The organism is Sphingobium sp. LSP13-1-1.1, from assembly GCF_040676415.1.
Lineage (GTDB): Bacteria > Pseudomonadota > Alphaproteobacteria > Sphingomonadales > Sphingomonadaceae > Sphingobium.
In genome coordinates this window covers 1-22,106 of record NZ_JBEGHU010000018.1, presented here as the reverse complement: position 1 = coordinate 22,106, position 22,106 = coordinate 1, and the positions used below count along the sequence as shown (strand labels likewise).

The 22,106-nt window shown below is 63.1% G+C and carries 28 protein-coding genes; 20 read left to right on the top strand and 8 right to left on the bottom strand.

Annotated features, from left to right (window positions below; translation table 11 throughout):
* Nucleotide 1: 1 nt before the first annotated feature.
* The 7 genes from ccoO to ccoS all read left to right on the top strand — a co-directional run bounded on the left by ccoO (nt 2) and on the right by ccoS (nt 6,085).
* Nucleotides 2-748: a cytochrome-c oxidase, cbb3-type subunit II gene (gene ccoO, locus MRBLSP13_RS11555; RefSeq protein ID WP_363735549.1), complete on the top strand. Its 747-nt coding sequence runs from the start codon at nt 2-4 to the stop codon at nt 746-748.
* Nucleotides 745-915 (top strand): cbb3-type cytochrome c oxidase subunit 3, encoded by a 171-nt coding sequence (locus MRBLSP13_RS11550; protein WP_363735548.1) that lies wholly within the window; start codon nt 745-747, stop codon nt 913-915. Before ccoO ends, MRBLSP13_RS11550 begins: the two co-directional genes overlap by 4 nt.
* Nucleotides 908-1,831 (top strand): cytochrome-c oxidase, cbb3-type subunit III, encoded by a 924-nt coding sequence (gene ccoP / locus MRBLSP13_RS11545; protein WP_363735546.1) that lies wholly within the window; start codon nt 908-910, stop codon nt 1,829-1,831. Before MRBLSP13_RS11550 ends, ccoP begins: the two co-directional genes overlap by 8 nt.
* A 105-nt stretch (nt 1,832-1,936) precedes the next feature.
* Nucleotides 1,937-3,367, top strand: coding sequence for a cytochrome c oxidase accessory protein CcoG (gene ccoG, locus MRBLSP13_RS11540; protein WP_363735545.1), 1,431 nt, complete (start codon nt 1,937-1,939; stop codon nt 3,365-3,367).
* Nucleotides 3,368-3,369: 2 nt separating this feature from the next.
* The gene (locus MRBLSP13_RS11535; protein ID WP_363735543.1) at nt 3,370-3,816 is read left to right on the top strand and encodes a FixH family protein; all 447 of its coding nucleotides are present in this window, start codon (nt 3,370-3,372) and stop codon (nt 3,814-3,816) included.
* A complete protein-coding gene (locus MRBLSP13_RS11530) occupies nt 3,816-5,948 on the top strand; it encodes a heavy metal translocating P-type ATPase (RefSeq protein ID WP_363735542.1) in 2,133 nt (710 codons plus the stop codon). The genes MRBLSP13_RS11535 and MRBLSP13_RS11530 overlap by 1 nt, the downstream gene beginning before the upstream one ends.
* The gene (gene ccoS / locus MRBLSP13_RS11525) at nt 5,945-6,085 is read left to right on the top strand and encodes a cbb3-type cytochrome oxidase assembly protein CcoS (RefSeq protein WP_133654545.1); all 141 of its coding nucleotides are present in this window, start codon (nt 5,945-5,947) and stop codon (nt 6,083-6,085) included. The genes MRBLSP13_RS11530 and ccoS overlap by 4 nt, the downstream gene beginning before the upstream one ends.
* 63 nt (nt 6,086-6,148) lie before the next feature.
* Here ccoS and MRBLSP13_RS11520 read toward each other — a convergent pair whose 3' ends face one another.
* Together MRBLSP13_RS11520 and MRBLSP13_RS11515 are read right to left on the bottom strand one after the other, a co-directional pair.
* Complete coding sequence (locus tag MRBLSP13_RS11520; protein WP_363735541.1) at nt 6,149-6,532, bottom strand: group II truncated hemoglobin; 384 nt, start codon at nt 6,530-6,532, stop codon at nt 6,149-6,151.
* Nucleotides 6,533-6,815: 283 nt separating this feature from the next.
* On the bottom strand, nt 6,816-7,133 hold the full coding sequence (locus MRBLSP13_RS11515) for a dienelactone hydrolase family protein (protein ID WP_363735592.1): 318 nt from the start codon (nt 7,131-7,133) through the stop codon (nt 6,816-6,818).
* A gap of 371 nt (nt 7,134-7,504) precedes the next feature.
* Between MRBLSP13_RS11515 and MRBLSP13_RS11510 the strand changes: the two genes are divergently transcribed.
* Both MRBLSP13_RS11510 and MRBLSP13_RS11505 read left to right on the top strand, forming a co-directional pair.
* Nucleotides 7,505-8,269, top strand: coding sequence for a cytochrome b/b6 domain-containing protein (locus tag MRBLSP13_RS11510; RefSeq protein WP_363735540.1), 765 nt, complete (start codon nt 7,505-7,507; stop codon nt 8,267-8,269).
* A gap of 1 nt (nt 8,270) precedes the next feature.
* Nucleotides 8,271-9,041, top strand: coding sequence for a molybdopterin-dependent oxidoreductase (locus MRBLSP13_RS11505; RefSeq protein WP_363735539.1), 771 nt, complete (start codon nt 8,271-8,273; stop codon nt 9,039-9,041).
* Nucleotides 9,042-9,168: 127 nt separating this feature from the next.
* Here MRBLSP13_RS11505 and MRBLSP13_RS11500 read toward each other — a convergent pair whose 3' ends face one another.
* Both MRBLSP13_RS11500 and MRBLSP13_RS11495 read right to left on the bottom strand, forming a co-directional pair.
* Nucleotides 9,169-9,630: an NfeD family protein gene (locus MRBLSP13_RS11500; protein WP_363735538.1), complete on the bottom strand. Its 462-nt coding sequence runs from the start codon at nt 9,628-9,630 to the stop codon at nt 9,169-9,171.
* A complete protein-coding gene (locus tag MRBLSP13_RS11495; RefSeq protein ID WP_133654551.1) occupies nt 9,627-10,595 on the bottom strand; it encodes an SPFH domain-containing protein in 969 nt (322 codons plus the stop codon). The genes MRBLSP13_RS11500 and MRBLSP13_RS11495 overlap by 4 nt, the downstream gene beginning before the upstream one ends.
* A gap of 79 nt (nt 10,596-10,674) precedes the next feature.
* Here MRBLSP13_RS11495 and MRBLSP13_RS11490 point away from each other — a divergent pair, with 79 nt between their 5' ends.
* Nucleotides 10,675-11,490: an HpcH/HpaI aldolase/citrate lyase family protein gene (locus tag MRBLSP13_RS11490; protein ID WP_363735537.1), complete on the top strand. Its 816-nt coding sequence runs from the start codon at nt 10,675-10,677 to the stop codon at nt 11,488-11,490.
* 189 nt (nt 11,491-11,679) lie between these two features.
* Entirely contained in the window at nt 11,680-12,417 is a 738-nt protein-coding gene (locus tag MRBLSP13_RS11485; RefSeq protein WP_363735535.1) for a hypothetical protein, read from the top strand.
* 114 nt (nt 12,418-12,531) lie between these two features.
* On the opposite strand, the gene MRBLSP13_RS11480 is transcribed toward MRBLSP13_RS11485, so the two are convergent.
* Genes MRBLSP13_RS11480 through MRBLSP13_RS11470 form a run of 3 tightly spaced genes read right to left on the bottom strand, consistent with a single transcriptional unit; the run spans nt 12,532 to nt 14,010 of the window.
* A complete protein-coding gene (locus MRBLSP13_RS11480) occupies nt 12,532-13,125 on the bottom strand; it encodes a YdeI/OmpD-associated family protein (protein WP_363735533.1) in 594 nt (197 codons plus the stop codon).
* Nucleotides 13,126-13,128: 3 nt separating this feature from the next.
* Nucleotides 13,129-13,866 carry a bifunctional 2-polyprenyl-6-hydroxyphenol methylase/3-demethylubiquinol 3-O-methyltransferase UbiG gene (gene ubiG, locus MRBLSP13_RS11475; RefSeq protein WP_363735532.1) on the bottom strand — a complete coding sequence of 246 codons (738 nt, stop codon included), beginning with the start codon at nt 13,864-13,866 and terminating at the stop codon, nt 13,129-13,131.
* Nucleotides 13,867-13,875: 9 nt separating this feature from the next.
* The gene (locus tag MRBLSP13_RS11470) at nt 13,876-14,010 is read right to left on the bottom strand and encodes a hypothetical protein (protein ID WP_363735530.1); all 135 of its coding nucleotides are present in this window, start codon (nt 14,008-14,010) and stop codon (nt 13,876-13,878) included.
* A 179-nt stretch (nt 14,011-14,189) separates the two neighbouring features.
* Here MRBLSP13_RS11470 and MRBLSP13_RS11465 point away from each other — a divergent pair, with 179 nt between their 5' ends.
* From MRBLSP13_RS11465 to MRBLSP13_RS11450, 4 genes are all read left to right on the top strand, one after another.
* Complete coding sequence (locus tag MRBLSP13_RS11465) at nt 14,190-15,455, top strand: aspartate kinase (protein WP_363735528.1); 1,266 nt, start codon at nt 14,190-14,192, stop codon at nt 15,453-15,455.
* Between the two features lie 116 nt (nt 15,456-15,571).
* Complete coding sequence (locus MRBLSP13_RS11460) at nt 15,572-16,582, top strand: NAD(P)H-dependent flavin oxidoreductase (RefSeq protein WP_133654557.1); 1,011 nt, start codon at nt 15,572-15,574, stop codon at nt 16,580-16,582.
* A gap of 111 nt (nt 16,583-16,693) precedes the next feature.
* On the top strand, nt 16,694-17,527 hold the full coding sequence (locus MRBLSP13_RS11455; protein WP_363735526.1) for a hypothetical protein: 834 nt from the start codon (nt 16,694-16,696) through the stop codon (nt 17,525-17,527).
* 239 nt (nt 17,528-17,766) lie between these two features.
* On the top strand, nt 17,767-18,507 hold the full coding sequence (locus MRBLSP13_RS11450) for an SDR family oxidoreductase (RefSeq protein WP_363735525.1): 741 nt from the start codon (nt 17,767-17,769) through the stop codon (nt 18,505-18,507).
* Nucleotides 18,508-18,565: 58 nt separating this feature from the next.
* Here the strand turns inward: MRBLSP13_RS11450 and MRBLSP13_RS11445 are convergent, their stop codons facing one another.
* Nucleotides 18,566-19,240, bottom strand: a complete 675-nt coding sequence (locus MRBLSP13_RS11445) for a winged helix-turn-helix transcriptional regulator (RefSeq protein ID WP_363735524.1) — start codon at nt 19,238-19,240, stop codon at nt 18,566-18,568.
* 123 nt (nt 19,241-19,363) lie between these two features.
* On the opposite strand from MRBLSP13_RS11445, the gene MRBLSP13_RS11440 reads away from it, so the two are divergent.
* Genes MRBLSP13_RS11440 through MRBLSP13_RS11420 form a run of 5 tightly spaced genes read left to right on the top strand, consistent with a single transcriptional unit; the run spans nt 19,364 to nt 21,978 of the window.
* Nucleotides 19,364-19,804, top strand: coding sequence for a VOC family protein (locus tag MRBLSP13_RS11440; RefSeq protein ID WP_363735523.1), 441 nt, complete (start codon nt 19,364-19,366; stop codon nt 19,802-19,804).
* 28 nt (nt 19,805-19,832) lie between these two features.
* Nucleotides 19,833-20,195 (top strand): DUF1428 domain-containing protein, encoded by a 363-nt coding sequence (locus tag MRBLSP13_RS11435; protein ID WP_363754575.1) that lies wholly within the window; start codon nt 19,833-19,835, stop codon nt 20,193-20,195.
* Nucleotides 20,196-20,206: 11 nt separating this feature from the next.
* The gene (locus tag MRBLSP13_RS11430) at nt 20,207-21,010 is read left to right on the top strand and encodes a VOC family protein (RefSeq protein WP_363735522.1); all 804 of its coding nucleotides are present in this window, start codon (nt 20,207-20,209) and stop codon (nt 21,008-21,010) included.
* Between the two features lie 12 nt (nt 21,011-21,022).
* Nucleotides 21,023-21,514 carry a VOC family protein gene (locus MRBLSP13_RS11425; RefSeq protein ID WP_363754574.1) on the top strand — a complete coding sequence of 164 codons (492 nt, stop codon included), beginning with the start codon at nt 21,023-21,025 and terminating at the stop codon, nt 21,512-21,514.
* Complete coding sequence (locus tag MRBLSP13_RS11420; protein WP_133654565.1) at nt 21,511-21,978, top strand: SRPBCC domain-containing protein; 468 nt, start codon at nt 21,511-21,513, stop codon at nt 21,976-21,978. Before MRBLSP13_RS11425 ends, MRBLSP13_RS11420 begins: the two co-directional genes overlap by 4 nt.
* Nucleotides 21,979-22,106: the final 128 nt, after the last annotated feature.

The window sequence follows — 22,106 nt, the reverse complement described above, 5'->3', positions numbered from 1 at the left end:
CATGACGAGCAAGACCAAGAGCAAGTTCTGGGATCATGGCAGACTGGAGCGCAATGTCTCTTTGCTGGGCATCGCGTCTCTGATCGTAGTCGCCATCGGCGGAATTGTAGAGATCGCGCCGCTATTCTGGATCGACAACACGATCGAGAAGGTAGACGGGATGCGCCCTTATACGCCATTGGAATTGACAGGGCGGAACATCTACATCCGCGAAGGCTGCTATAATTGTCACAGCCAGATGGTCCGTCCCTTCCGGGATGAGACGGAACGCTATGGCCATTACAGCCTGGCGGCCGAGAGCATGTACGACCATCCCTTCCAATGGGGTTCCAAGCGCACCGGGCCGGACCTGGCCCGCGTGGGCGGCAAATATTCCGATGAGTGGCATGTCCAGCATCTGAAGGACCCGCGCGCGGTGGTGCCGGAGTCGATCATGCCGGGCTATGCATTCCTGGCCGAGCGGGAATTGAAGCCAGCGGACATGCGCAAGGACCTGACCGCGCTGACCGACGTCGGCGTGCCCTACAGCAAGGATGACATCGTCAAGGCCAATGACGACCTGAAGGCGCAGGCCGATCCCGACGCCGACGCCAAGGACATGATCAAGCGCTATCCCAAGGCGCAGGCGCGGGATTTCGATGGTGATCCCGGCAAGGTGACGGAGATGGATGCACTGGTCGCCTATCTCCAGATGCTGGGCACGCTGGTCGATGTGGAAAGCGCCAGGCCGCAGGAGGTCGAACGATGAGCTACGACGCCTTGCGGCATTTCGCCGACAGCTGGGGACTGGTCTTCATGGGGGCGAGCTATGCCGTGCTGATCGGCTGGCATTTCCGGCCCAAGGGACGCGAGCATAGCAGGGAAGCCGCGCTCGCCATTTTCGAGACTGATCATGCGGAGGCCGATCATGGCTGATGACAAGCGGATCGACGCCGCCACCGGCACGGAAATAAAGCATCATGAATGGGACGGCATCCAGGAACTGGACACGCCCCTGCCGCGATGGTGGCTGTGGACATTCTATGCAACGATCCTGTTCGCGATTGGCTATGTGATCGCCTATCCGGCGTTGCCGATGCTGCATCGGGCGACCGCCGGCGTTCTGGGCTGGTCCAGCCGGGGCGCACTGGACAAGGAACTGGCGGCGCGGGAAGCGCAGATCGCGCCGGTGCGGCAGGCGATCGCCGACACGTCCATAGAGGTGCTGCCGACACGGCCGCAGCTGATGCAGGCGGCAGTGGAAGGCGGGCGCGCGGCCTTTCGCGTGCATTGCGTGCAATGCCACGGATCGGGCGCGGCGGGGTCGAAGGGCTATCCCAACCTGAATGACGACGACTGGTTGTGGGGTGGTGATCTTCCCATGATCGAGAAGACCATTACGGATGGCGTCCGCAATCCCGACCATGCCACGACCCGCCAGTCGCTGATGCCAGCCTTCGGCAAGGACCAGTTGCTGACGGCGGCGCAGGTCGATGACGTGGTTGCGCATGTGCGAGTAATCAGCGGGCAGGACCGCCGCAGCCCGGCGTCACAGCGTGGGGCCAAGGTCTTCGCCGACAATTGCGCGGTGTGCCATGGTCCGGCGGGGAAGGGGAATCGTGAGGTTGGTGCGCCGAACCTGACGGACGCGATCTGGCTCTATGGTGGTGACGTGGACACCATCCATGAAACCGTGTGGAACAGCCGCCATGGCGTGATGCCGCGCTGGGACGACAAGCTGGACAAGGCGACGATCCGGATGCTGGCGGTCTATGTGCACAGCCTGGGTGGCGGCGAGACCGCACCGGCGAAGGTTGCTGCGGATAAGGTGCAGGGCGATGCCGGACGATAGCAGGCGCCCCCCGGACTTGATGCGGGGTTCCGCTGCCTTTGACGATGGGTGCGAAGGAGAAGCGGGATCCGGGACCAAGCCTGGGACGGCGGCCGGGAGGCGGTCATGCTGACGTCCGGCTCGCCGTCGCTCTACGAAAAGCGCCAGGGCGTCTATCCCAAGGCCGTGGATGGGTTTTACCGCCGTCTTAAGTGGGCGATCATGGCGGTGACGCTCGGCATTTACTGGGTGACGCCGTGGCTGCGGTGGGATCGTGGCCCCTATGCACCTGATCAGGCGGTGCTGGTCGACCTCGCCCATCGGCGTTTCTACATGTTCTCGATCGAGATCTGGCCTCATGAATTTTATTATGTGGCAGGGTTGCTCATCATGGCGGGGATCGGCCTGTTTCTCGTCACCTCCGCCGTGGGCCGCGCCTGGTGCGGCTATGCCTGCCCGCAGACAGTGTGGACCGATCTGTACCAGCATGTCGAACGCTTCATCGATGGCGACCGCAATGCGCAGTTGAAGCTGGCAAAGGCGCCGTGGGCACTGGCCAAGCTAGCCCGGCGGCTTGCCAAATGGTCCGTGTGGCTGGCGATTGCATTCATTACCGGTGGTGCATGGATTTTCTACTTCGCCGATGCGCCGACTTTGCAGCAGCAGTTCTGGAGCGGCACGGCAGCGCCGGTCGCCTATGGGACAGTAGCGGTGCTGACCGCCACCACCTTCATCCTGGGCGGCTTCATGCGCGAGCAGGTGTGCATCTATATGTGCCCATGGCCGCGTATCCAGACGGCGATGCTCGATGAAAAATCGCTGGTCGTCACCTACAAGGCGTGGCGCGGCGAGCAGCGCGGCAGCCTGAAGAAGGCGCAGGCGCATCCCGGCGAATTTGGCGACTGCATCGATTGCAACCAGTGCGTCGCGGTCTGCCCCACCGGCATCGACATTCGCGAAGGGCCGCAGATCGGCTGTATCACCTGTGCCCTGTGCATCGATGCGTGCGACAAGGTGATGACGCAGGTCGACCGCCCGCGCGGCCTGATCGATTATTGCACGGAAGAGGATGCGGAGGCGGAGAAGAAGGGTGAGCCGCCCCGGTCGGTGCTGAGGACCCTGTTCCGCCCGCGCACCATCGCCTATTTCGCGATCTGGGCGAGCATTGGCGCGGCGATGCTGTTCGCGCTGGGTGCGCGCACGCGGCTGGACATCAGCGCGCAGCAGGATCGCAACCCGATTTTCGTGCGCCTGTCGGACGGCGCGATCCGCAACGCCTATACGGTGAAGCTGCGCAATATGGAAACGCGCCGGCGCGACGTGGAAGTGCGCGTAGCCGATCTGCCCGGCGCAAAGATCTGGACGGACGCCGGATCGCGGGAGAAGGCGAGCGACGCCGTGCGTGCGGCCGTCGCTGCCGACAGCGTGACGAAGCTGCGCCTCTTCCTGACCCTGCCTGCCGCAGGTCCGGTGCGGCAGGATTTCCGTTTCACCGTACGCGCTCTCGACCGTGAAGGCGGCGGCGACAGCGAAGATGCTCGTTTCGAAAGGCCATGAACATGAAACACGCCCGTCCATTCACCGGCTGGCACATGACCGCGATACTCGTCGCCAGCTTTTCCGTCGTCATCGCCGTGAACATGCTGATGGCGACGATCGCGGTGCGGTCCTTCGGTGGCGTGGTGGTGGAGAACAGCTATGTCGCCAGCCAGAAGTTCAATGGCTGGCTGGCGCAGGCGCGCGCGCAGGAGAAGCTGGGTTGGCGTGACCGGGTGGAGCTGGACGCCGCGCGCCATGTGCGGATGGAGCTGAACGTGCGCGGTGCGCAGATGCAGGCGGTGGCGCAACATCCGCTGGGACGCGCGCCGGACATCATGTTGAGCCTGCGTGAGGCCGCGCCGGGACTTTATGTGAGCGACCACGCCTTGCCCGCCGGGCGGTGGCAGTTGCGCTTCGACATTCGCCACGGCGGCGGGGAAGAACATCTGCTGCGGGAGATCGACTGATGGCAAGCCAGCCTGCTCTTGTCGAGGCCCCTCCGGTTGAAGCGAAGGAAAGCCTGTTCGCGGTGCCCGGCATTCACTGCGCCGGGTGCATCTCGAAGATCGAGAATGGCTTGTCGCAGACCCCCGGCATCCGCTCCGCGCGCGTGAACATGAGCGCAAAGCGGGTCGCGATCAGCCACGATCCCGCGCTGACTCCGCCGGAACTGAAGGCAGCCATCGTCGCGCTGGGTTTCGATGCGGAGCCGCTTGTCGATCCGGGCCAGGACGTCGCGGCCGCAGAGGGCAGGGTGCTCGTCCGCGCGCTCGCCGTGGCGGGCTTCGCGGCGATGAACATCATGCTGCTGTCGGTGTCCATCTGGTCCGGGGCCGAAGGGGCCACGCGGACGATGTTCCATTGGCTTTCGGCGCTGATCGCATTGCCGGCCGTTGCTTATGCGGGCCGGCCCTTCTTCCGTTCGGCTTGGGCGGCATTGCGGCAGGGGCGGACGAACATGGACGTGCCAATCAGCATCGGCGTGCTGCTGACGACAGCCATGAGCCTGTTCGAAACCCTAAGGGGCGGCGAACATGCCTGGTTCGACGGAGCGGTGATGCTGCTCTTCTTCCTGTTGGCGGGGCGCTGCCTCGACAGCATGATACGGGCGCGCGCACGCGCTGGCGTGGCGGCGCTGCTGAAGCAGACGGCGCCGGGGGCGCTGGTGCTGGACGCAGGCGGCCGCAGCGGGTGGACGGCGGCGAGTGCGCTGCGTCCAGGCATGCGCATGATCGTCGCGGCGGGCGAGAGGCTGGCTGCGGATGGGCGCGTGGCCGAGGGAGAAAGCGGCATCGACCTCGCTTTCCTGACCGGCGAAAGCGCGCCCGTCCGCGTGCGCGCCGGCGACGTTGTGCAGGCGGGGGCGATGAATGTAGAAGGGCCGATCACGGTGGAGGTGACGGCGGCCGGGGCCGACACGGTGATCGCCGACATCGCGCGCCTGATGGAGGAAGCGGGGCAGGGGAAATCCCGCCATGTCCAGATCGCAGACCGGGCCGCGCGCTATTATGCGCCCTGCGTCCATCTGCTTGCCGCGCTGTCCTTTGCGGGGTGGATGATTGCGGGTGCGGGCGCGCATCAGGCGCTGCTGATCGCGGTGGCCGTGCTGCTGATCACCTGTCCCTGCGCGCTGGGCCTTGCCGTGCCGGCGGCGCAGATCGTCGCATGCGGCGCGCTGATGCGGCGCGGCGTACTGGTGAAGGACGGCTCGGCGCTGGAGCGGCTGGCGGAGGTGAGTGAAGCGCTGTTCGACAAGACCGGAACGTTGACGCTTGGCCGTCCGGTTCCGCAAGGGCTCGACCGCCTGGAGCGTGAGGATCAGTCGATACTGCTGGCGCTGGCAAGGGTCTCTCGTCATCCATTGAGCGACGCCCTGCGGCAGGCGCTGGAGGCTCGGCAAGTCGCTCCGGCATCCCTCGACCGGATTCGCGAAATTCCGGGTGAGGGCGTCTTCGCCGATCATGATGGCGTGGCGGTGTCGCTGACCCGGCCACGCAGCGTCGTCAGCCTGTTCGGCCTTGCTAGCGAATATCGGTCCGGGGAACGTGCGGTGCTGCTGCACTTCACCGACGCCCTGCGCCCGGATGCGGTCGAAACGCTGAGAGAGCTGCGCTCCATTGGCCTCAAGACGCTGATCGCCAGCGGGGATCGTCCCGAAGCGCTCGAAGAGATCGCCCGCGCAACGGGCACGACTGCGGTCGGCCATCTGCGGCCGGCGGATAAGCTGGCGCTGGTCGGGCGATTACAGGCGCGAGGCGAAAAGGTGTTGATGGTGGGTGACGGACTGAATGATGGTCCGGCGCTGGCGGCGGGCCATGCCAGCATGGCTCCGGCCTCTGCCAGCGATGCGAGCCAGTTGACGGCCGATGCCGTGTTCCTGGGCGACAGGCTGGCGCCCGTGGCTGTGACGGTTCGGGCGGCGCGCCGGACGATTGCCGTGGTGAAGCAGAATTTCGCGCTGGCGATCGGCTATAATGTGCTGGCGGTGCCGCTGGCCGTGGCGGGCAAGGTCACGCCGCTGGTCGCCGCGATCGCCATGTCGACATCCTCGCTGATCGTGATCGCCAATGCGCTGCGTTTGAAGGGAGCCGCGAAATGACGGGTCTTGGGCTGTTGATCCCGATCGCATTATTCCTCGGGCTGCTCGGCCTCGCCGCCTTTTTCTGGGCGCTGCGGGATGGGCAGTTCGATGACAGCGAAGGCGCCGCGGCGCGGATATTGATCGACGAGGAATAGGGAAGCGCTCGATGGGAAATCGGACGGGTCAAATCGGTTGGGCCCACCAGCGCGGCGGATATGTCATGCGCGAACCATGGCGGAGGCCATTGCGCCCAGCGCCGTGTTGATGCGCGATGCCGTTTGTACTTCGACGCCGCAATCTTCCATCGCCTGCCGCATGGCCGACGTCCATTGATCGGCGACAGCGGCATTGATCGGAAAGCGCGAGTGCAGCGACATCATGCATTTGCCGGGATTGGCCGCGAACCAATCCGTGTCTCCGCCCAGCCATCCGCAAAGGAAGCCGCTGAGCGAGGTTCGCATGGGCGCAAGATCCTGGGCGTGCATCGCGCGCAGATCGCTGTAGGCGGGGCTGCTGTCCATCAGATCATAGAAGCGGTCGACGATGCCATGAACGCCGTCACGCCCGCCAACCGCAAGAAAGGGCGGCTGTCCGGTACTCAATTGCCCCGACCGCGCAGCGCGTCCTGGAGGCTGAGCCCGCCCAGCACCAGCATGAACATGAGCATCAGGGTAGCGACCATATGCGGGAAATATTGGCTGATTAAATGATCCATTGCGCGTCTCCTTTGCAGAGACGATAGACTCGCTTCGATGCCGGCAAATTGACGCCCGTCAAAATCCAGAGGCAGATTCCTTGATGACGAGGTGTCCGCGATGCCATGGCGCATCAGGCGCGAAGTCCGGGCAATTCGACATGGAGGCGGAACTGGGCCCTGGCCCGTTCTCATTCACCGTCCTGAAGGACGCCCATCTCACGCAGAAAGGACAGTGCGACTTGCCATGAATTACTATCGGCGGTCGCGTCATAATTAACGTGAGGGATATTCAGAGCATCCGCTTCCGGATTGGTGAAGCTATGTCCTGCCCGGCCAAAAATCATGGAACGCCAATCGACACCAGCAGCGTTCATTTCGTCTTCAAAGGCTCTGCGCTGTTCAGCCGGTGTGATCTCGTCGAGCCCCCCGAGAAACATCAGGACTGGCGCATTGATTCTTGCTGATCCTGCCGGTCGCGTTTTCGAAAGCCCAGGATGAAACCCGATCAGCGCGGCGAACGAAAATCAATTCGTTGAATATTGAAAGCTGTGGCTGGGCGGCGTGGACAAATTCCGCAGCGGTGACCGCGGCATCGCCGGTCCCGGATTTGCGCCCCGGCGGCTTGATCAAATTTCGTTCGAAACGACATTCATGACAAAATATCGCTGATCGTCGCGATATGGATGATATATCGATTTATCTTGCGGTGGCAGTTACAGCCCGATAACAACTATGACAGCCCGGCCCGTCGGTATCCGTGGACGACAAGGAGGGGGAATGCTGCCAGCAGCGACCTGCGTCATGTCAGCGCGCAGGATATGAAGGAAGTCCAGCGATATGGACAATTCTCGATAGCTTTTTCGCCTCAGGAGGTTGGATGACAGGGGGAAGCGAAGCCGCAGCGAATGCCGGGTCGCGTGGCCACCGATTGTGGGTGCGGCTGACACATTGGCTGATCGCTGCTGCGGTTCTGACGCTGATCTATTCCGGGGTCACCATTTTGATGGCGCATCCGCGCTTCTATTGGGGCGATGTCGGCAATGATCTCATCCAGCCGCTGTTCGAGGTGCCGCTCGGCCCCAATTATCACAATATCCGCTACTCTGCCGCGACGCCCTTTTTCGCCTCGCCCGACGGGCCGGTGACTGCCGACCTGCTAATGGCGCCGTGGAACCAGAATTCCTGGGCGCGCAGCCTGCATTTCCTGGCCGCGTGGTGCTTTTTGGCAGGGCTGTTCGCCTATCTCTGCCTTGCCTTTATCACCGGCCATGTCCGTCGCGTCTTGTGGCCGCGCCGGGATGAACTTGGGCGGCAGAACCTGTGGCGGGATGTCCGGGCGCACTTGCGTCTGCCGATGCCCGCAGCCGAACCGGGTCCACCCTACGCCATCCTGCAGAAGTTGGCTTATACGGCGGTGGTGCTGGTCGCCCTGCCGCTGATGTTCCTGACCGGAATCACCATGTCTCCCGCCATAACGGCGAACTATCCGATCTTGCTCGCTATTTTCGGCGGTGCGCAATCGGCTCGCACAATCCATTTCTTCACCTTCGCATTCCTTGCGATCTTCCTGCTCATCCACCTCGTGATGATCCTCCTGACCGGACCGCTGCGGCAAGTGCGCGGAATGATTTTGGGAAAGTGACATGACCGACAGGCCCCTCCAACTCTCGCGCCGCGCACTTATTGGAGGCATCGCCTCCAGCGGCGGTCTGCTGCTCTCCGGTTGCAGTGACCAGCAGCCGCCGACCTATGGCAATATTTTGAGGATGGGAGACAATCTGACCTATAACGCCCAGCGCCTCCTGCTGTCGCGGAGCGCGCTGGTGACCGAATATGACCGGTCGCAGATCAGTTCGATGCCGGCGATCGGTACGATCGATCCTGCGCGCCCTGATGTGGGGCTGCATGATCCAAAAGGCGGCGAAGTCTATGCTGCGCTTCGACATGGCGATTTCGCCGACTGGCGGCTCAAGGTCGAAGGCAGCGTGAACAATCCCAGAAGTTTTTCACTTGCCGAACTCAAGAAAATGCAATCGCGGACGCAGATCACGCGGCATACATGCGAACAAGGCTGGACGGCGATAGCAGAATGGACCGGCGTGCCGCTGCGTTCGGTGCTCGCGGCGGCGGGTGTCCGCCCCTCTGCGCGCTTCGTCCAGTTCTACACTTTTGACCTGATGGCGGACGGGATCGACATGGTCGATGCGCTTCACCCGCAAACGATCCTTGCCTATGGGATGAACGGGCGAGAACTGCCGATCGGCCATGGCGCACCGCTGCGCCTGAGGATTGAACGGCAGATGGGCTTCAAGAGCCTGAAGTTCCTGCGACGGATCGTCGTCACCGACAAGTTCGACGATCTGGGTCGCGCTGGGACGATCCAGAACGGCTGGTCATGGTATAATGGCATTTAACAGGGGTTCCTCACAGCCCAGATGCCGTATCGTCTTGTGGCGTCGCCGAGGTCGCTGACGGCTTGATCATCCATTACCTGTGGGAGCAGGGTCGCCAGATGCCGGGGCACTGCTCCCCCGTCCCGATCTACCGAGCAGTCCCGTACGCCGGTTCGACCGTCAGCACCGACGCTCTGGCGCCTGTCACCCTTACGATGGCGCCGGCCGGCGCATCCGGCCCGCTGCAGGACCAGACGCTGTCCCCCACCTTGACCCGGCCGTGGCCATTGTTGATCGCTTCGACCACGGTGACGACCTCTCCCACCAGGCGGGCGGTTCGGTCGTTGAGAAGCGGATCCTGCGAGTCCACGGGATTGGCGGTGTACCAGCGCCGTCCGCCCCAGACCGACAGCAGGCACAGCCCCGCAAACAGCAGCAATTGCAAAGGCACCGAGATCGGCAGCACGAGGGCGACGAGGCCCGTCGCCGCAGCGGCCAGTGCGACCCAGATCAGGAATATCCCCGGTATCGCTACCTCGCCCATGCCGAGCAGCGCGGCGAAGACGAGCCAGCCCCAATGATCGTCCAGCATGGCGAGCCAGCCGGTCATGCCGGCCCCTGTCCAAACGGCCCGCGGCGGGGCGGGGCAGGGGGTGGCGGCGCTGTCGGCTCACCCAGTGCTTCCTTCGCCAGCGCGCCTATGCCGCCCAAAGTGCCGATCAACTGTGTCGCCTCGACCGGGAAGAGGATGGTCTTGGCGTTGGGAGAGGTGGCGAACTGGCTCACCGCTTCCACATATTTCTGGGCGATGAAATAGTTGATCGCCTGCGCATTGCCGCTGGCAATGGCCTCGGACACCATCTGTGTCGCCTTTGCTTCGGCCTCCGCCTCGCGTTCGCGCGCTTCGGCATCGCGAAAGGCGGCTTCGCGGCGACCCTCGGCCTCCAATATCTGGCTCTGCTTCTGTCCCTCCGCCTTCAGGATTTCCGAAGCGCGCAGGCCTTCCGATTCCAGGATCAGGGCGCGCTTCTCGCGTTCCGCCTTCATCTGGCGGCCCATGGCGTTGACGATGTCGGCAGGCGGGCGGATGTCCTTCAGTTCGACGCGGGTGATCTTGATCCCCCAGGCATTGGTCGCATGGTCGACCACCGAAAGCAGGCGGGCGTTGATCTCATCGCGCTTGGACAGGGTTTCGTCCAGGTCCATCGATCCCATCACCGTGCGCAGGTTGGTGGTCGCAAGCTGCATGATCGCGACATAGAGTTCCGACACCTCATAGGCAGCCTTGGCCGCGTCCAGCACCTGGAAGAAGACCACGCCGTCGACCGACACCATGGCATTGTCCTTGGTGATGATCTCCTGCCCAGGGATGTCGACCACCTGTTCCATCATGTTGATCTTCCGCCCGACGGCATAGAAGAAGGCAGGGTAGAAGTTGAGGCCGGGGCGCGCGACCTCCGTAAAACGGCCGAAGCGTTCGATGGTATATTGATAGCCCTGGCGCACGACCTTGACGCTGACCGCCAGGTAAAACAGCACCAGCAAGGTCACCGTCAGCGCGAATGTCGTCAACATGCCTGCTCCCCCCTGAAATCTGCTTGGACTATGGCGCGAAATCATGAATGGGGGAAGACAAAGTGACAGGAGGTTCCCCATGTTGTTGCGTCATGCCCGATCGCTGCTGTTCCTGCCCGCGTCCAACACGCGCGCCATCGTCAAGGCGCGGACGCTGTCCTGCGACATGGTCATACTGGACCTGGAGGATGCAGTACCGCCCGATCGCAAGGAAGAGGCATTGGCCAATGCGGTCGCAGCGGTTGCGGAGGGTTTTGGCAGCCGTCTCTCCGCGGTGCGCATCAATGTGGAAGGCACGCCCTCCCACGGGCGGGAGATGGTGACGCTCAAGACGTCAGCCGCTGATTATGTGGTTATCCCCAAAGTGGAAAATCCTCGTCAGGTGAAGGATGTGTTCAGCGTTTGCCAGAAGCCCGTGATCGCGATGATAGAGAGTGCGGCCGGCGTGCTCATGGCGCAGGCGATTGCCGCGGCGGAGGGGTGCGCGGGGCTGTTCATGGGGAATAACGATCTGAGGCAGGACCTCGGGATACCGCCCTTGGCCGGACGGGAGGGTCTGACCCTCTCCATGCAGTCCGTCATACTCGCGGCGCGGGCGGCGCGGATCGCCGTGTTCGATGGCGTGTTCAACCGGCTGGACGATGAGGCCGGGTTTGAGGGCGAGTGTGCGGCGGGCCATGCGCTGGGTTTTGACGGCAAGACGCTGATCCATCCCAGTCAGGTCCCCGTCGCCAACCAGGTGTTCGGCCCGGATCCGCAGTCGGTCGCCGATGCGCGGCGGCTGATCGAAGCGGCGACGGGCGGCGCCGAGCGGTTCGAGGGACGCATGATAGAGAGCATGCATGTCGAGGAAGCGAAGGCGCTGATCGCGCGGGCGGATGCCATAGTGTCATAGTTCCGCCCAAAGATTGACACTATTTGGCATGGGCAATCTGGCCGCCTGGCTCGTGTGAACGAAGAAATCGCGTAAATCCGGGATGTTTCCGGATGCGTCATAAATGTCACTGTCAAATAAATTAATGGCATTTTTACGGCAAAATGGTAGGATTTAATTTGCGGGGTCTGAGATTCTGCGAGGTCCATCATGTCCAGGTTGAGGATGGCGGCCTGTGCCGCCAGTGGTATCGTTGCGCTCTTTTTCGGCGGGGTTGCGTCCGCCGAGGCGGCGCGATGTTGGCAGCCTTATGAAATCGAGGCGGCGCGCGTCAGGGATTTGCAGATCATATTGATGCTGGGATCACTGAAATGTCGTTCAACAAACAGTGAAATCACGGCGAAATATGACAAATTTCGTGAAAAAATGGGAAGTGCGGACAATTACAACAATGCGTTGAAGCTGCGGTTCATGCGCGAGAACGGCATTGCCGGTGGACAGCGCGCCTATGACGATTTCATCACGAAAATGGCGAACAGTCATACCGATGGCGTGCAGTCGGCGGGTTTCTGCGAGATGGCTGATACGTTGCTGACGTTGGCGATGAATGCCGGTCAGAATGAATTGCCGACGCTGGCGCGGAATTTTTCGGAAAAGCCGGCCGGGGTGGGCGACCTGTGTGACGTGACGGCGGTCGCAGCCGCGCCTCCGCCCGTGGCGCTGGCGGGGGATGCGGCGGCGCCGGTTGCCGTGGCGGAAGCGGCACCGCCTGCAGTTACGCCCCAATCCGCGGCGGCTGCGCTGGAGGCAGCCGCTGTCGCGCTGCAATCGGCTGCGGCTAGCCTCAAGGCTCCGCCTGCCGATGTGGGGGTCAAGGATGCTGGAGCCAAGGATGCCGCTCCGGCCGCCCAGCCGCAGTTGGTGGCCGTTGCCAAGCCGGTCAGTTGAGAGTGCCATGGGTGCCGCGCCTTGGGGAGCGCGGCTGGGGGAATGCGAGCCCCGGAACGCTTTTTTCAGAGCCCCGCTGCGTTCCGCCTGTTTCGCTATCGGTCTCGTAGCCCTTCAGCGCTTTTCATATTTCCAGTTGCGGCCCTTGCCTGCCGCGATCCATTCGACGGCTTGTGCGATACGCCTGTCGCGGGTTGCGTCGGTTCGGGCATCGTTGATCCACTCGCAATAGTCGCGAACCTTGCCAGGCGGGAAATCAGCCCAATTCGCGGCGGCGGCAGGATTGGCGTCGAGAGCGGCCGCGAAGGCGGGGTGCAGCGGCAGCGGAGCACGCGGCGTCTTCGCGCCCCTGCGCGCTTCGTCGCCGGCGTCGATCAGCGCCACGGCCTTCTTCAGCAAAACCGCGATTTCCGCGTCGTTGGGCAGATCGTCCCGGCTTTCAATCCGTCCGAATTGCCCCATGGCTTCGCTCCGCGCTTCGCCAGACGCAACCTTGTCATGCCAGAAGCCGAAGGCGACATGCCGCTTGAACCCTGCGATGTGGCAGAGATTGCGGTCCCGATAGGTAAAGAAAGGCATGCCCCATTTGACTGCCTCGTCAATGTCGGGAGAGGTCGCGTGGATGAGGTCGCGCAAATGGCTGAGGATCGGTCGGGCGAAGTCGGCCTGTCGCGCGATATAGGCGTCGATGCGGGGATCGACCGGCATGGATCAGCTGCGCCGGTGGCGCGCGGTCAACAGATAGTTGATCGCCTTGTTGGGCGAGAGGATGAAGCCTCTGGCAGGTGAGAAGCTGAGCCCGCTGCTGTCGATCACTTCCAGGCCCGCATTGTCGAGCAGCCTCGCAAGTTCTTCCGGATTGAGGAATTTGCGCCAGTCATGCGTGCCCTTGGGAATGCCGCCGATGCTTTCGCCGATGGTGATCATGGCGAGGCGGGAGAGGGGCGTGCGGTTGGGCGTCGAGAGGATCAGCAGGCCCTTGGGCGCCAGCCTGTCGGTCAGCGCGCCGACGAAGGCGGCGGGGTCCGCGACATGTTCGATCACCTCCATGCAGGTGATGAGGTCAAAGTCGCCTTCCTCCAGCCGTTCCACAGGGGTAGCGCGATAGTCGATGGCGAGTCCCTGGCCGGCGGCATGGTTGCGCGCCACGGCGATATTCTCTTCCGCTGCATCGAGGGCAGTCAGGCTTGCCCCCAGGCGCGCCAGCGGTTCGGCCAGCAGCCCGGCTCCACAACCCACGTCCAGGGCGCGGCGGCCGGCGAGAGGGCGGAAGCCATCACCCTGTTCCGGCCAATGCCGGTCGACCGCATCACGAATATAACGCAGCCGGACAGGATTAAGCTTGTGCAGCATGGCGCTGCTGCCGTTGGGATCCCACCAGTCGGCGGCCATGGTGCCGAAATGGGCGGCCTCGCGTGGATCGATGGTGCTGGACGCTATGTTCTCCATGGCATCCTGCTACCAGCGTCGGGGATTGCAGGCTATGGCTGTTTTTCGTCCTGTCTCGCAGTTGCTGAGCATCACGAAGATCAGCACGACGCCGGGCAGGATCGGTCCGCCGATCGTCACCATCGCCCATAAGCTGCTTTTCATCGCATCCTCCGTTGCCTGGCCCCGAACAGCCAATGAACGACAGGCTGCCGGTTCCCCGCTGCGTCCGGGCAATGGTATCGCTTTGCTTGCCATATTCGCCGCTGCTGCTAATAGGAGCGCCGTTTTTGCGCCCTTCGGGGATATTTCATTTCTTTTCAGCAGGCGGGTTCGACAGGCAAATGGCGCGCATCGTGATGAAATTCGGCGGCACCTCCATGGCGGGGATGGAGCGAATTCGCAACGTGGCCGCACGAGTCAAACATGTCGTCGAACAGGGGCATGAGGTCGCCGTCGTCGTGTCCGCCATGGCGGGCGAGACCGATCGGCTGGTGGGTTTCTGCAAGGAAGCCTCGCCGCTCTACGACCCGGCGGAATATGACGTCGTCGTTGCTTCGGGCGAACAGGTGACGAGCGGCCTGCTGGCCATGACCCTGAAGGCGATGGGCGTGGACGCGCGGAGCTGGCTCGGCTGGCAGCTTCCGATCCGCACCAACGAAGCTCATGCCAAGGCGCGCATCGGGGACATCGACACGATCGACCTGCTGGCGTCGATGCGGTCGGGTACGGTGGCGGTCATCCCCGGCTTCCAGGGCATGATGGAGGATGGCCGCATCTCCACCCTCGGTCGCGGCGGGTCCGATACATCGGCGGTGGCCGTGGCCGCCGCGCTCAAGGCCGACCGCTGCGACATCTATACCGACGTCGATGGCGTCTACACCACCGATCCCCGCATCGTCGCGCGGGCGCGCAAGCTGGACCTCGTCACCTATGAGGAGATGCTGGAACTGGCTTCGGTCGGCGCCAAGGTGCTCCAGACCCGCTCGGTCGGCCTCGCCATGAAGGAAGGCGTGGTCGTGCAGGTGCTTTCCTCCTTCGATGATCCCAACCAGGACGACCTCCCCGGCACGCTGATCGTCAGCGAGGAGGAACTGGAAGCCAAGCTCAAGGAAGACAAGATGGAACGTCAGCTCATCACCGGCATCGCCCATGACAAGAATGAGGCGAAGATCACCCTGACCCGCGTGCCGGATCGTCCGGGCGCGGTGGCGCACATCTTTGGCCCGCTGGCGGACAGCGCGATCAATGTGGACATGATCATCCAGAATGTCGGCCGCGACAAGGGCGAGACGGACGTCACCTTCACCGTGCCGGGCGCTGACCTGGCCCGCGCGCTGGACGTGCTGGAGAGCCAGAAGGACGTGATCGGCTTCAATCGGGTGATCCCGGATACGAAGGTGGCGAAGGTGTCGGTCGTCGGCGTCGGCATGAAGAGCCATGCGGGCGTGGCGTCCACCATGTTCAAGTCGCTGGCCGATCGCGGGATCAACATCCTTGCCATCTCCACCAGCGAGATCAAGGTGTCGGTGCTGATCGACGAGGATGAAACCGAACTGGCCGTGCGCGTGCTGCATACGGCCTACGGCCTCGACGCGCCGGTCGCCTGAGCTAAGCTCTTTACTAAAGTCGCCATTCCCGCAAAGGCGGGACTCCATTTCCCGGCCTTTCGTCTGGGGATGGGATGGGAGATGAATCCCCGCCTTCAGGGGATGACGGAGTTATTATGACCAACGCCAAACTCGCTTCCCTGATGGCTCGCGGCGCTGATTTTCTCGGCTGCGAGGTCGCGATTCTCTGCGGGGCGATGAGCTGGGTGTCGGAGCGCAATCTGGTCGCCGCGATCTCCAATGCGGGGGGCTTCGGCGTGATCGCCTGCGGGGCGATGACACCCGAATTGCTCGACAAGGAGATTGCGGCGACCAAGGCGCTGACCTCCAGGCCGTTCGGCGTCAACCTGATCACCATGCATCCGCAGCTTTTCGAGCTGATCGACGTCTGCGCGAAGCACCATGTCGGCCATGTCGTGCTGGCCGGCGGGCTGCCGCCCAAGGGGAGCATTGAGGCGATCAAGGAGAAAGGCGCGAAGCTGATCTGCTTCGCCCCGGCGCTGGCGCTGGCCAAGAAGCTGGCGCGTTCCGGCGTTGATGCGCTGGTGATAGAGGGCATGGAGGCGGGTGGCCATATCGGGCCCGTGTCCACCAGCGTGCTGGCGCAGGAAATCCTGCCGGAAATGGCGTCGCAGCTTCCGGTCTTCGTCGCGGGCGGCATCGGCCGGGGCGAGTTGATCGCCGGTTATCTGGAAATGGGTGCGGCGGGCGTGCAGCTTGGCACCCGCTTCGCCTGCGCGACCGAGAGCATCGCCCATCCGAGCTTCAAGAAGGCCTTCTTTCGCGCATCCGCCCGTGATGCGATCGCCAGCGTGCAGATCGACCCGCGCCTGCCGGTCATTCCCGTGCGCGCCCTCAAAAATGCCGGGACCGAGGCCTTCACGGCCAAGCAGAGGGAAGTCGCCAATCTGCTGGACAGCGGCGCGGTCGATATGGGGGAGGCGCAGCTCCAGATCGAACATTATTGGGCCGGCGCCTTGCGCCGCGCGGTGATCGACGGCGATGTCGAGGGTGGCTCGCTGATGGCGGGCCAGTCGGTCGGCATGGTGTCGAAGGAGGAGCCGGTGGCCGAGATCATCGCCCAGTTGCTGGACGAAGCGGCGGTGGCGCTCGAGCGGCGGGCCTGAAACCGGACGAAGCGAATCTATCGCCCGATGGACTGAGCGTTGACCTGTCGTCAGGAACGCTTGGCTTTGCGATGAGTTGTGCTGTCCGGATCATGTTCTAAGGGATGACAGGTGCCGCCCCGTGCCGCTTTTCGCCGTTTCTGCCAGCTAAGCTCTCTTGCCGCCCTTGCCTGGGTGGCGGGATGTTCCACGCCCGAGAAAGCGCCGCCCACGCCGCCACCGCCGGTGGTGCCGACCATAAAGCCGCTGCCGCCAATGGGTGCGGTAGAGGAAATGAGCATTCCCGAAGTCGGGGATGACGGAAAATATCTCACGCCCAATCGTGGTGTGACGGCCAACACCGCTCTTTGGCATGTGCGCATGGCGCTCAATGTCGCGGCGCTTTCCTGCTATGGCGTCAACGAACCGGCGCGCATCCAGTATAACCAGATTTTGCATGTGCATGAGCGGGTGTTGAGAGAGGCGAATGCCGCGGTCGACCGCAATTATCTTGCCGCTTACGGCACGGGCGGCCTTAGGGCGCGCGAGCTGCTCAATACGGTGGTCTACAATTTCTTCGCCCTGCCGCCGGTGACGAAGAGCTTCTGCCCCGTCGCGATAGAGGTGGGCGCGAAGATCCTGGCGATGCCGTCCAACCAGCTTCTCGCCTATGCGCCCGAAGCGCTCACCCAGTTGGAAAAGCCGTTCCAGGAATTTTACGCCGCCTATGCCGATTATCTGCGGCGGCTGGCCGAATGGCAGTCGCGCTTTGGCGGGACGGTGAGCGTGGTCGTATCGCCCACGCCGCTGCCGCCGCCGCCCACCCCACCCAAGGAGGTCACGGCCGGCTTCGTGGCCCAATCCTCGATCCCGCCATCGACCAGGGTGCCCGGCGCCCCGGTGCGGGTGGAGGTGCCGACATTTCCGCTGACGCCGATGCGGGAAACCTACATCCCCATGCAATAGAACGGCTTCCAGGTGACCGGGGCCGATCCCTTGCCAGGAAACAGGGGAGGCACGGATGCCGAGCGCCGATCTGGTTCATCCCGATCGAAACTGCCTTTGGGGAGCGCGGCGTAAGGCCAGGCGGAGGTCACGCTCCAGCTTATTACCATTGCATTGTTTCAATCGGAAAAGCGGTTCCTACATTTCCGCACGATGCTCTAGATGGCCCATCACATCATCCTTCGAAAGGGGAACGACCTATGCAGAAAAGCGGAAACACTGTCCTGATCACCGGCGGCGGTTCGGGCATTGGCGCGGCGCTGGCGCACGAATTCCATGCCGCGGGCAATCAGGTCATCATCGCGGGACGGCGGCAGGCGGCGCTGGACGCCGTGGTGTCGAACCATCCCGGCATGGCCTCACTGACCATCGACATGGAGGATCCCGCAGCAATTGCGACCTTTGCGGCGAAGCTGGTCACGGAATTTCCGGCACTCAACGTCGTGATCCATAATGCCGGAATCATGGTGGCAGAGGAGCAGGTCGACATTGCCATAGCGGAGGCGACGGTGGCGACCAACCTGCTGGGGCCGATCCGGCTGACCCATGCGCTGTTGCCGCACCTGCTGGCGCAGAAGGCCGCGACGCTGATGACGGTGACGTCGGGCCTTGCCTTCGTCCCGCTGGCCGCGACGCCGACCTATTGCGCGACCAAGGCGGCGATGCATAGCTGGTCGCAGTCGATGCGCGAACAGCTCAAGGGCACGAGTGTCGAACTGATCGAACTGGTGCCGCCGGGCGTGCAGACCGACCTGATGCCCGGCCATGCCGAAAATCCGCAGATGATGCCGCTCGACCAATTCATCGCGGAGGTCATGGCATTGCTGGGGCAGGAGCCGGCGTTGGAGGAGATCTGCGTGGAGGGCGTGAAGATGCTGCGCGAGGCGGAGCAGCGCGGCGCGTTCGGCCAGGTGTTCGCGATGCTGAACGGCGCGCACTGAGGAAAGAGGTCAAGTCCTCCCCCTCATGTGAGGGGGAGGCGAGTCTGCCTGCCTTGGCTCACCCCGAAGAGGGCGTTGCCGTTGAGGGTGCTTTGGGTGGCAGGGGGAAGAGACGGACAAAGCGTTCTGCCAGGGACCTGTTCCCGTCCACCTGAAGCGCAGCGGCGACATCCTCAAACGCCAGGCCACCATAGATCAGGCCGGCCAACGCATTCGGGTCGCCCGAAAAGATGACGTCGGCGCCGGCTGCTTCGCCCCGGTCGGCGGTGAAATCACCCCCTTTGATGATCAGGCGGAACTCTTCGTCCCCCAGACGCAGGCCGATCGTGGCGTTCATGTCCCCAATGCGGCTGCGGTCGATCATTGTGCGCATCGACAGGATCACCGATGCATTGCTCATCGGCATGCCCGGCTGCATCGTGGGGGATCGGCACGCCCAGCGGCCAAGCACCTGGAACAATATCTCCGACTCGCGACCCCATTCCGTCAGCTCATAGATCTGGCTGGCTGCCGGCGGCGGCAGGCGCCGGCGAACAAGAATGCTGGCGGCTTCCAGTTCTTCGAGCCTTTGCGTCAGCACGTTGGCGCTGATTCCGGGCAGGCTGCCGCGCAAATCAGTGAAGCGCTTGGGGCCAAGTATCAATTCCCGCATGATCAGCATGGCCCAGCGATCACCGATCAGATCCAGTGCATGGGCTGTCGCACACCCGTCCTGATAAGCCCGTTTCTTCACAGTGCAATCCATTGGTTATTTTTTATAACTTAATAGTTGTGAAATATAATATAGAAGTTCATAAAGTTCAAGCCGATGAGTCGGCGCGGCCATCAGGCAAAATGACCCCCAAGGAGAAGTGTGATGCCTAACACCCCCGCTCCAAAGATGATTTTCGTCAACCTGCCGGTAAAGGACCTGGCTGCCTCAATCGCATTTTACGAAGCGGTCGGCGCGGTCCGGAACAATGATTTTGCCGACGACAGCGCGCAGATGATGAGCTTTTCCGAAAATATCCACGTCATGCTGCTGACGCATGAGCGTTTCTCCGGCTTTACGCCGCGCAGCATTCCCAATGCCCATGAGACGGCGCAGGTGCTGCTCGCGCTCAGCGAGGCGAGCCGGGCGGACGTCGACGGGACGACCGACAAGGCGCTGGCCGCAGGCGGGACGGAGCCCAATCCCCGGCAGGATCATGGCTTCATGTATGGCCGCAGCTTTGCCGACCTGGACGGTCATATCTGGGAAGTGACCTGGATGGATGTGGAAGCGGCGCTGGCGATGAACAAGGAAGCCGCCGCCTGAACTCTGCCTTGTCCTGAGGAGAGAGACAATGAGCTACATGGATGGTTTCGTGATCCCCGTACCGAGGGGTAGCAAGGAAAAGTACAGGGAGGTTGCGGCTTATGCCGCGCCGATCTTCATCGAACATGGCGCGCTGAGGGTCGTGGAATGTTGGGCGAGCGACATCAAGCCGGGCAAGGTCAACGACTTCCGCACCGCCGTCATCGCCGAGGAGGGTGAGGAGGTCGTCTTTTCCTGGATCGAATGGCCCGACAAGGAAACGCGCGACACGGGTGCGGAGAAGGTCATGAAGGATCCGCGAATGCAGCCGAAGGAAGGGGAAGACATGCCTTTCGTCGGCGCGCGGCTGATCTATGGCGGGTTCGAAGTGCTGATCGACGCCAAGGCTTGATGGAGGCTGCGATGACTGATCTGAACGGCAAATTCTTCTGGTATGAATTGATGACCAGCGATCCGCAGGCGGCGATCGCCTTCTATGGCGATGTCGTAGGCTGGACCGCGCAGCCCTTTGGCGGGGAACGGACCGACGATCCCTATCATGTCCTGTCGGGCAGCGCGGGGCCGATGGGCGGGATCATGTCCATTCCGGCGGAGGCGAAGGATTGTGGCATGTCGCCCTGGTGGGGCGGTTATATCGGTTCGGCCGATGTGGACGCGGACGCAAGGCGGCTGGCCGAGGCCGGCGGCAGCGTGAAGCGTCCGCCGGAGGACATTCCGGGCGTCGGGCGCTTTGCGGTGATGAGCGATCCGGGCGGCGCGGTGTTCATGCTGCTCAGGGGTTCCAGCCCGGACGGGATGAAGCCGGCACCGATGATGGCGAACGGCCATGTCGGTTGGCATGAGCTCTACAGCGGCGATTTCGCTGCCGATCTGGCCTTCTACACGGGGCAGTTCGGCTGGGCGAAGGGCGACGCCATGGATATGGGGGAGATGGGCAGCTATCAGCTCGTCTCTCAGTCCGGCAGCGCTGATTTTCAGGGCATGACCGGCGGCATCATGCCGCGTCCCCCGCAAGTGCCGGTGCCGCTATGGCTGTTCTATTTCGCCGTGCCCGACATCGATATGGCGCTCGAGAAGGTGAAGGCTGGCGGCGGAACCGTGCTGAACGGACCGATGGAGGTGCCAGGCGGCGCCTGGATCATCCAGGCCGCCGATCCCCAGGGCGCGATGTTCGCGCTGGTGGGCATGCGCTCCGGCGCGGCATAAGGGAGAGGATCCATGTCGAAGATTTCACCCTGCCTGTGGTACAACGGGCAGGCAGAGGAGGCTGCGCGCTTTTATGTGTCGCTGTTCGGGGGAACGGTCGATTTCATCAGCCGCTATCCCGACGATAATCCCAGCCCCAGTCCGTTCAAGGGCGGGGACGTCCTGCTGGTCGAATTCACCCTGTTCGGCGACAGCTATCAGGCGCTGAACGGTGGGCCGGAATTCGGCTTCACCGAGGCGGTGTCGCTATCCGTCGCCTGCAAGGACCAGGCGGAGATCGACCGCTACTTCGAAGCCTTGACCGCCGACGGCGGTTCGCCCGGACCATGCGGTTGGCTGAAGGACAAATATGGCCTGTCCTGGCAGTTGGTGACGCAGGAGATCATGGACCTTTACAAAACCGGCGACGGACCGGGCGTCCAGCGAATGATGGCGGAGATGATGACCATGCAGAAACTGGATACCGGCCGGATGAAGGCGGCTTTCGAAGGGAAATCGGCATGAGCGCGGCGGAGTTCGAATTGTCCGTGACCTGCCATGTCGCCGCCCCGCGTGAAATTGCGTGGAAGGTATGGACGGACCTCAAGGATCAATGGTTCTGCCCGAAACCCTGGCGGGCCGAAGTGATTGAGGAGGATCTGCGGCCTGGCGGGCGGAGCGCGGTGCGCATGTTCGGTCCCAATGGCGAGGATACCGGGCCGATGGAGGGCATCGTGCTGGAGGTGGTGCCGCAGGAGAAGGTGGTGACGACCGACGCCTATGCATCCGGCTGGATACCGCAGACGCCCTTCATGACGGCGATCTGGAGCTTCGCCGACGAGGGCGAGGGCACACGCTTCACCGCCACTGCGCGTCATTGGGATGCCGAGACGATGACGAAGCATGAGCAGATGGGCTTCCACCCCGGCTGGGACCAGATGGCCGAGCAGTTCAAGGCCTTGTGCGAGACTTCGGCGGGAATGGCTTAGATGGGTGGGTTGCAGTCAGTCCGGTTCGGAGAGGCCTGCAGCTAAATTTCGCTTGGACCGGACGTGCATCCTGAGCTTTTTCAATCGCCACCATCTGCAAAGCGTGCCGAGCACAACGAATACCCCGC

What these genes read in the sequence shown, in the direction of transcription:
- ccoO (WP_363735549.1), top strand. Translation starts at nt 2, where the DNA reads ATGACGAGCAAGACCAAGAGCAAGTTCTGGGATCATGGCAGACTGGAG.
- MRBLSP13_RS11550 (WP_363735548.1), top strand. Translation starts at nt 745, where the DNA reads ATGAGCTACGACGCCTTGCGGCATTTCGCCGACAGCTGGGGACTGGTC.
- ccoP (WP_363735546.1), top strand. Translation starts at nt 908, where the DNA reads ATGGCTGATGACAAGCGGATCGACGCCGCCACCGGCACGGAAATAAAG.
- ccoG (WP_363735545.1), top strand. Translation starts at nt 1,937, where the DNA reads ATGCTGACGTCCGGCTCGCCGTCGCTCTACGAAAAGCGCCAGGGCGTC.
- MRBLSP13_RS11535 (WP_363735543.1), top strand. Translation starts at nt 3,370, where the DNA reads ATGAAACACGCCCGTCCATTCACCGGCTGGCACATGACCGCGATACTC.
- MRBLSP13_RS11530 (WP_363735542.1), top strand. Translation starts at nt 3,816, where the DNA reads ATGGCAAGCCAGCCTGCTCTTGTCGAGGCCCCTCCGGTTGAAGCGAAG.
- ccoS (WP_133654545.1), top strand. Translation starts at nt 5,945, where the DNA reads ATGACGGGTCTTGGGCTGTTGATCCCGATCGCATTATTCCTCGGGCTG.
- MRBLSP13_RS11510 (WP_363735540.1), top strand. Translation starts at nt 7,505, where the DNA reads ATGACAGGGGGAAGCGAAGCCGCAGCGAATGCCGGGTCGCGTGGCCAC.
- MRBLSP13_RS11505 (WP_363735539.1), top strand. Translation starts at nt 8,271, where the DNA reads ATGACCGACAGGCCCCTCCAACTCTCGCGCCGCGCACTTATTGGAGGC.
- MRBLSP13_RS11500 (WP_363735538.1), bottom strand. Translation starts at nt 9,630, where the DNA reads ATGACCGGCTGGCTCGCCATGCTGGACGATCATTGGGGCTGGCTCGTC.
- MRBLSP13_RS11495 (WP_133654551.1), bottom strand. Translation starts at nt 10,595, where the DNA reads ATGTTGACGACATTCGCGCTGACGGTGACCTTGCTGGTGCTGTTTTAC.
- MRBLSP13_RS11490 (WP_363735537.1), top strand. Translation starts at nt 10,675, where the DNA reads ATGTTGTTGCGTCATGCCCGATCGCTGCTGTTCCTGCCCGCGTCCAAC.
- MRBLSP13_RS11485 (WP_363735535.1), top strand. Translation starts at nt 11,680, where the DNA reads ATGTCCAGGTTGAGGATGGCGGCCTGTGCCGCCAGTGGTATCGTTGCG.
- MRBLSP13_RS11480 (WP_363735533.1), bottom strand. Translation starts at nt 13,125, where the DNA reads ATGCCGGTCGATCCCCGCATCGACGCCTATATCGCGCGACAGGCCGAC.
- ubiG (WP_363735532.1), bottom strand. Translation starts at nt 13,866, where the DNA reads ATGGAGAACATAGCGTCCAGCACCATCGATCCACGCGAGGCCGCCCAT.
- MRBLSP13_RS11470 (WP_363735530.1), bottom strand. Translation starts at nt 14,010, where the DNA reads ATGAAAAGCAGCTTATGGGCGATGGTGACGATCGGCGGACCGATCCTG.
- MRBLSP13_RS11465 (WP_363735528.1), top strand. Translation starts at nt 14,190, where the DNA reads ATGGCGCGCATCGTGATGAAATTCGGCGGCACCTCCATGGCGGGGATG.
- MRBLSP13_RS11460 (WP_133654557.1), top strand. Translation starts at nt 15,572, where the DNA reads ATGACCAACGCCAAACTCGCTTCCCTGATGGCTCGCGGCGCTGATTTT.
- MRBLSP13_RS11450 (WP_363735525.1), top strand. Translation starts at nt 17,767, where the DNA reads ATGCAGAAAAGCGGAAACACTGTCCTGATCACCGGCGGCGGTTCGGGC.
- MRBLSP13_RS11440 (WP_363735523.1), top strand. Translation starts at nt 19,364, where the DNA reads ATGCCTAACACCCCCGCTCCAAAGATGATTTTCGTCAACCTGCCGGTA.
- MRBLSP13_RS11435 (WP_363754575.1), top strand. Translation starts at nt 19,833, where the DNA reads ATGAGCTACATGGATGGTTTCGTGATCCCCGTACCGAGGGGTAGCAAG.
- MRBLSP13_RS11430 (WP_363735522.1), top strand. Translation starts at nt 20,207, where the DNA reads ATGACTGATCTGAACGGCAAATTCTTCTGGTATGAATTGATGACCAGC.
- MRBLSP13_RS11425 (WP_363754574.1), top strand. Translation starts at nt 21,023, where the DNA reads ATGTCGAAGATTTCACCCTGCCTGTGGTACAACGGGCAGGCAGAGGAG.
- MRBLSP13_RS11420 (WP_133654565.1), top strand. Translation starts at nt 21,511, where the DNA reads ATGAGCGCGGCGGAGTTCGAATTGTCCGTGACCTGCCATGTCGCCGCC.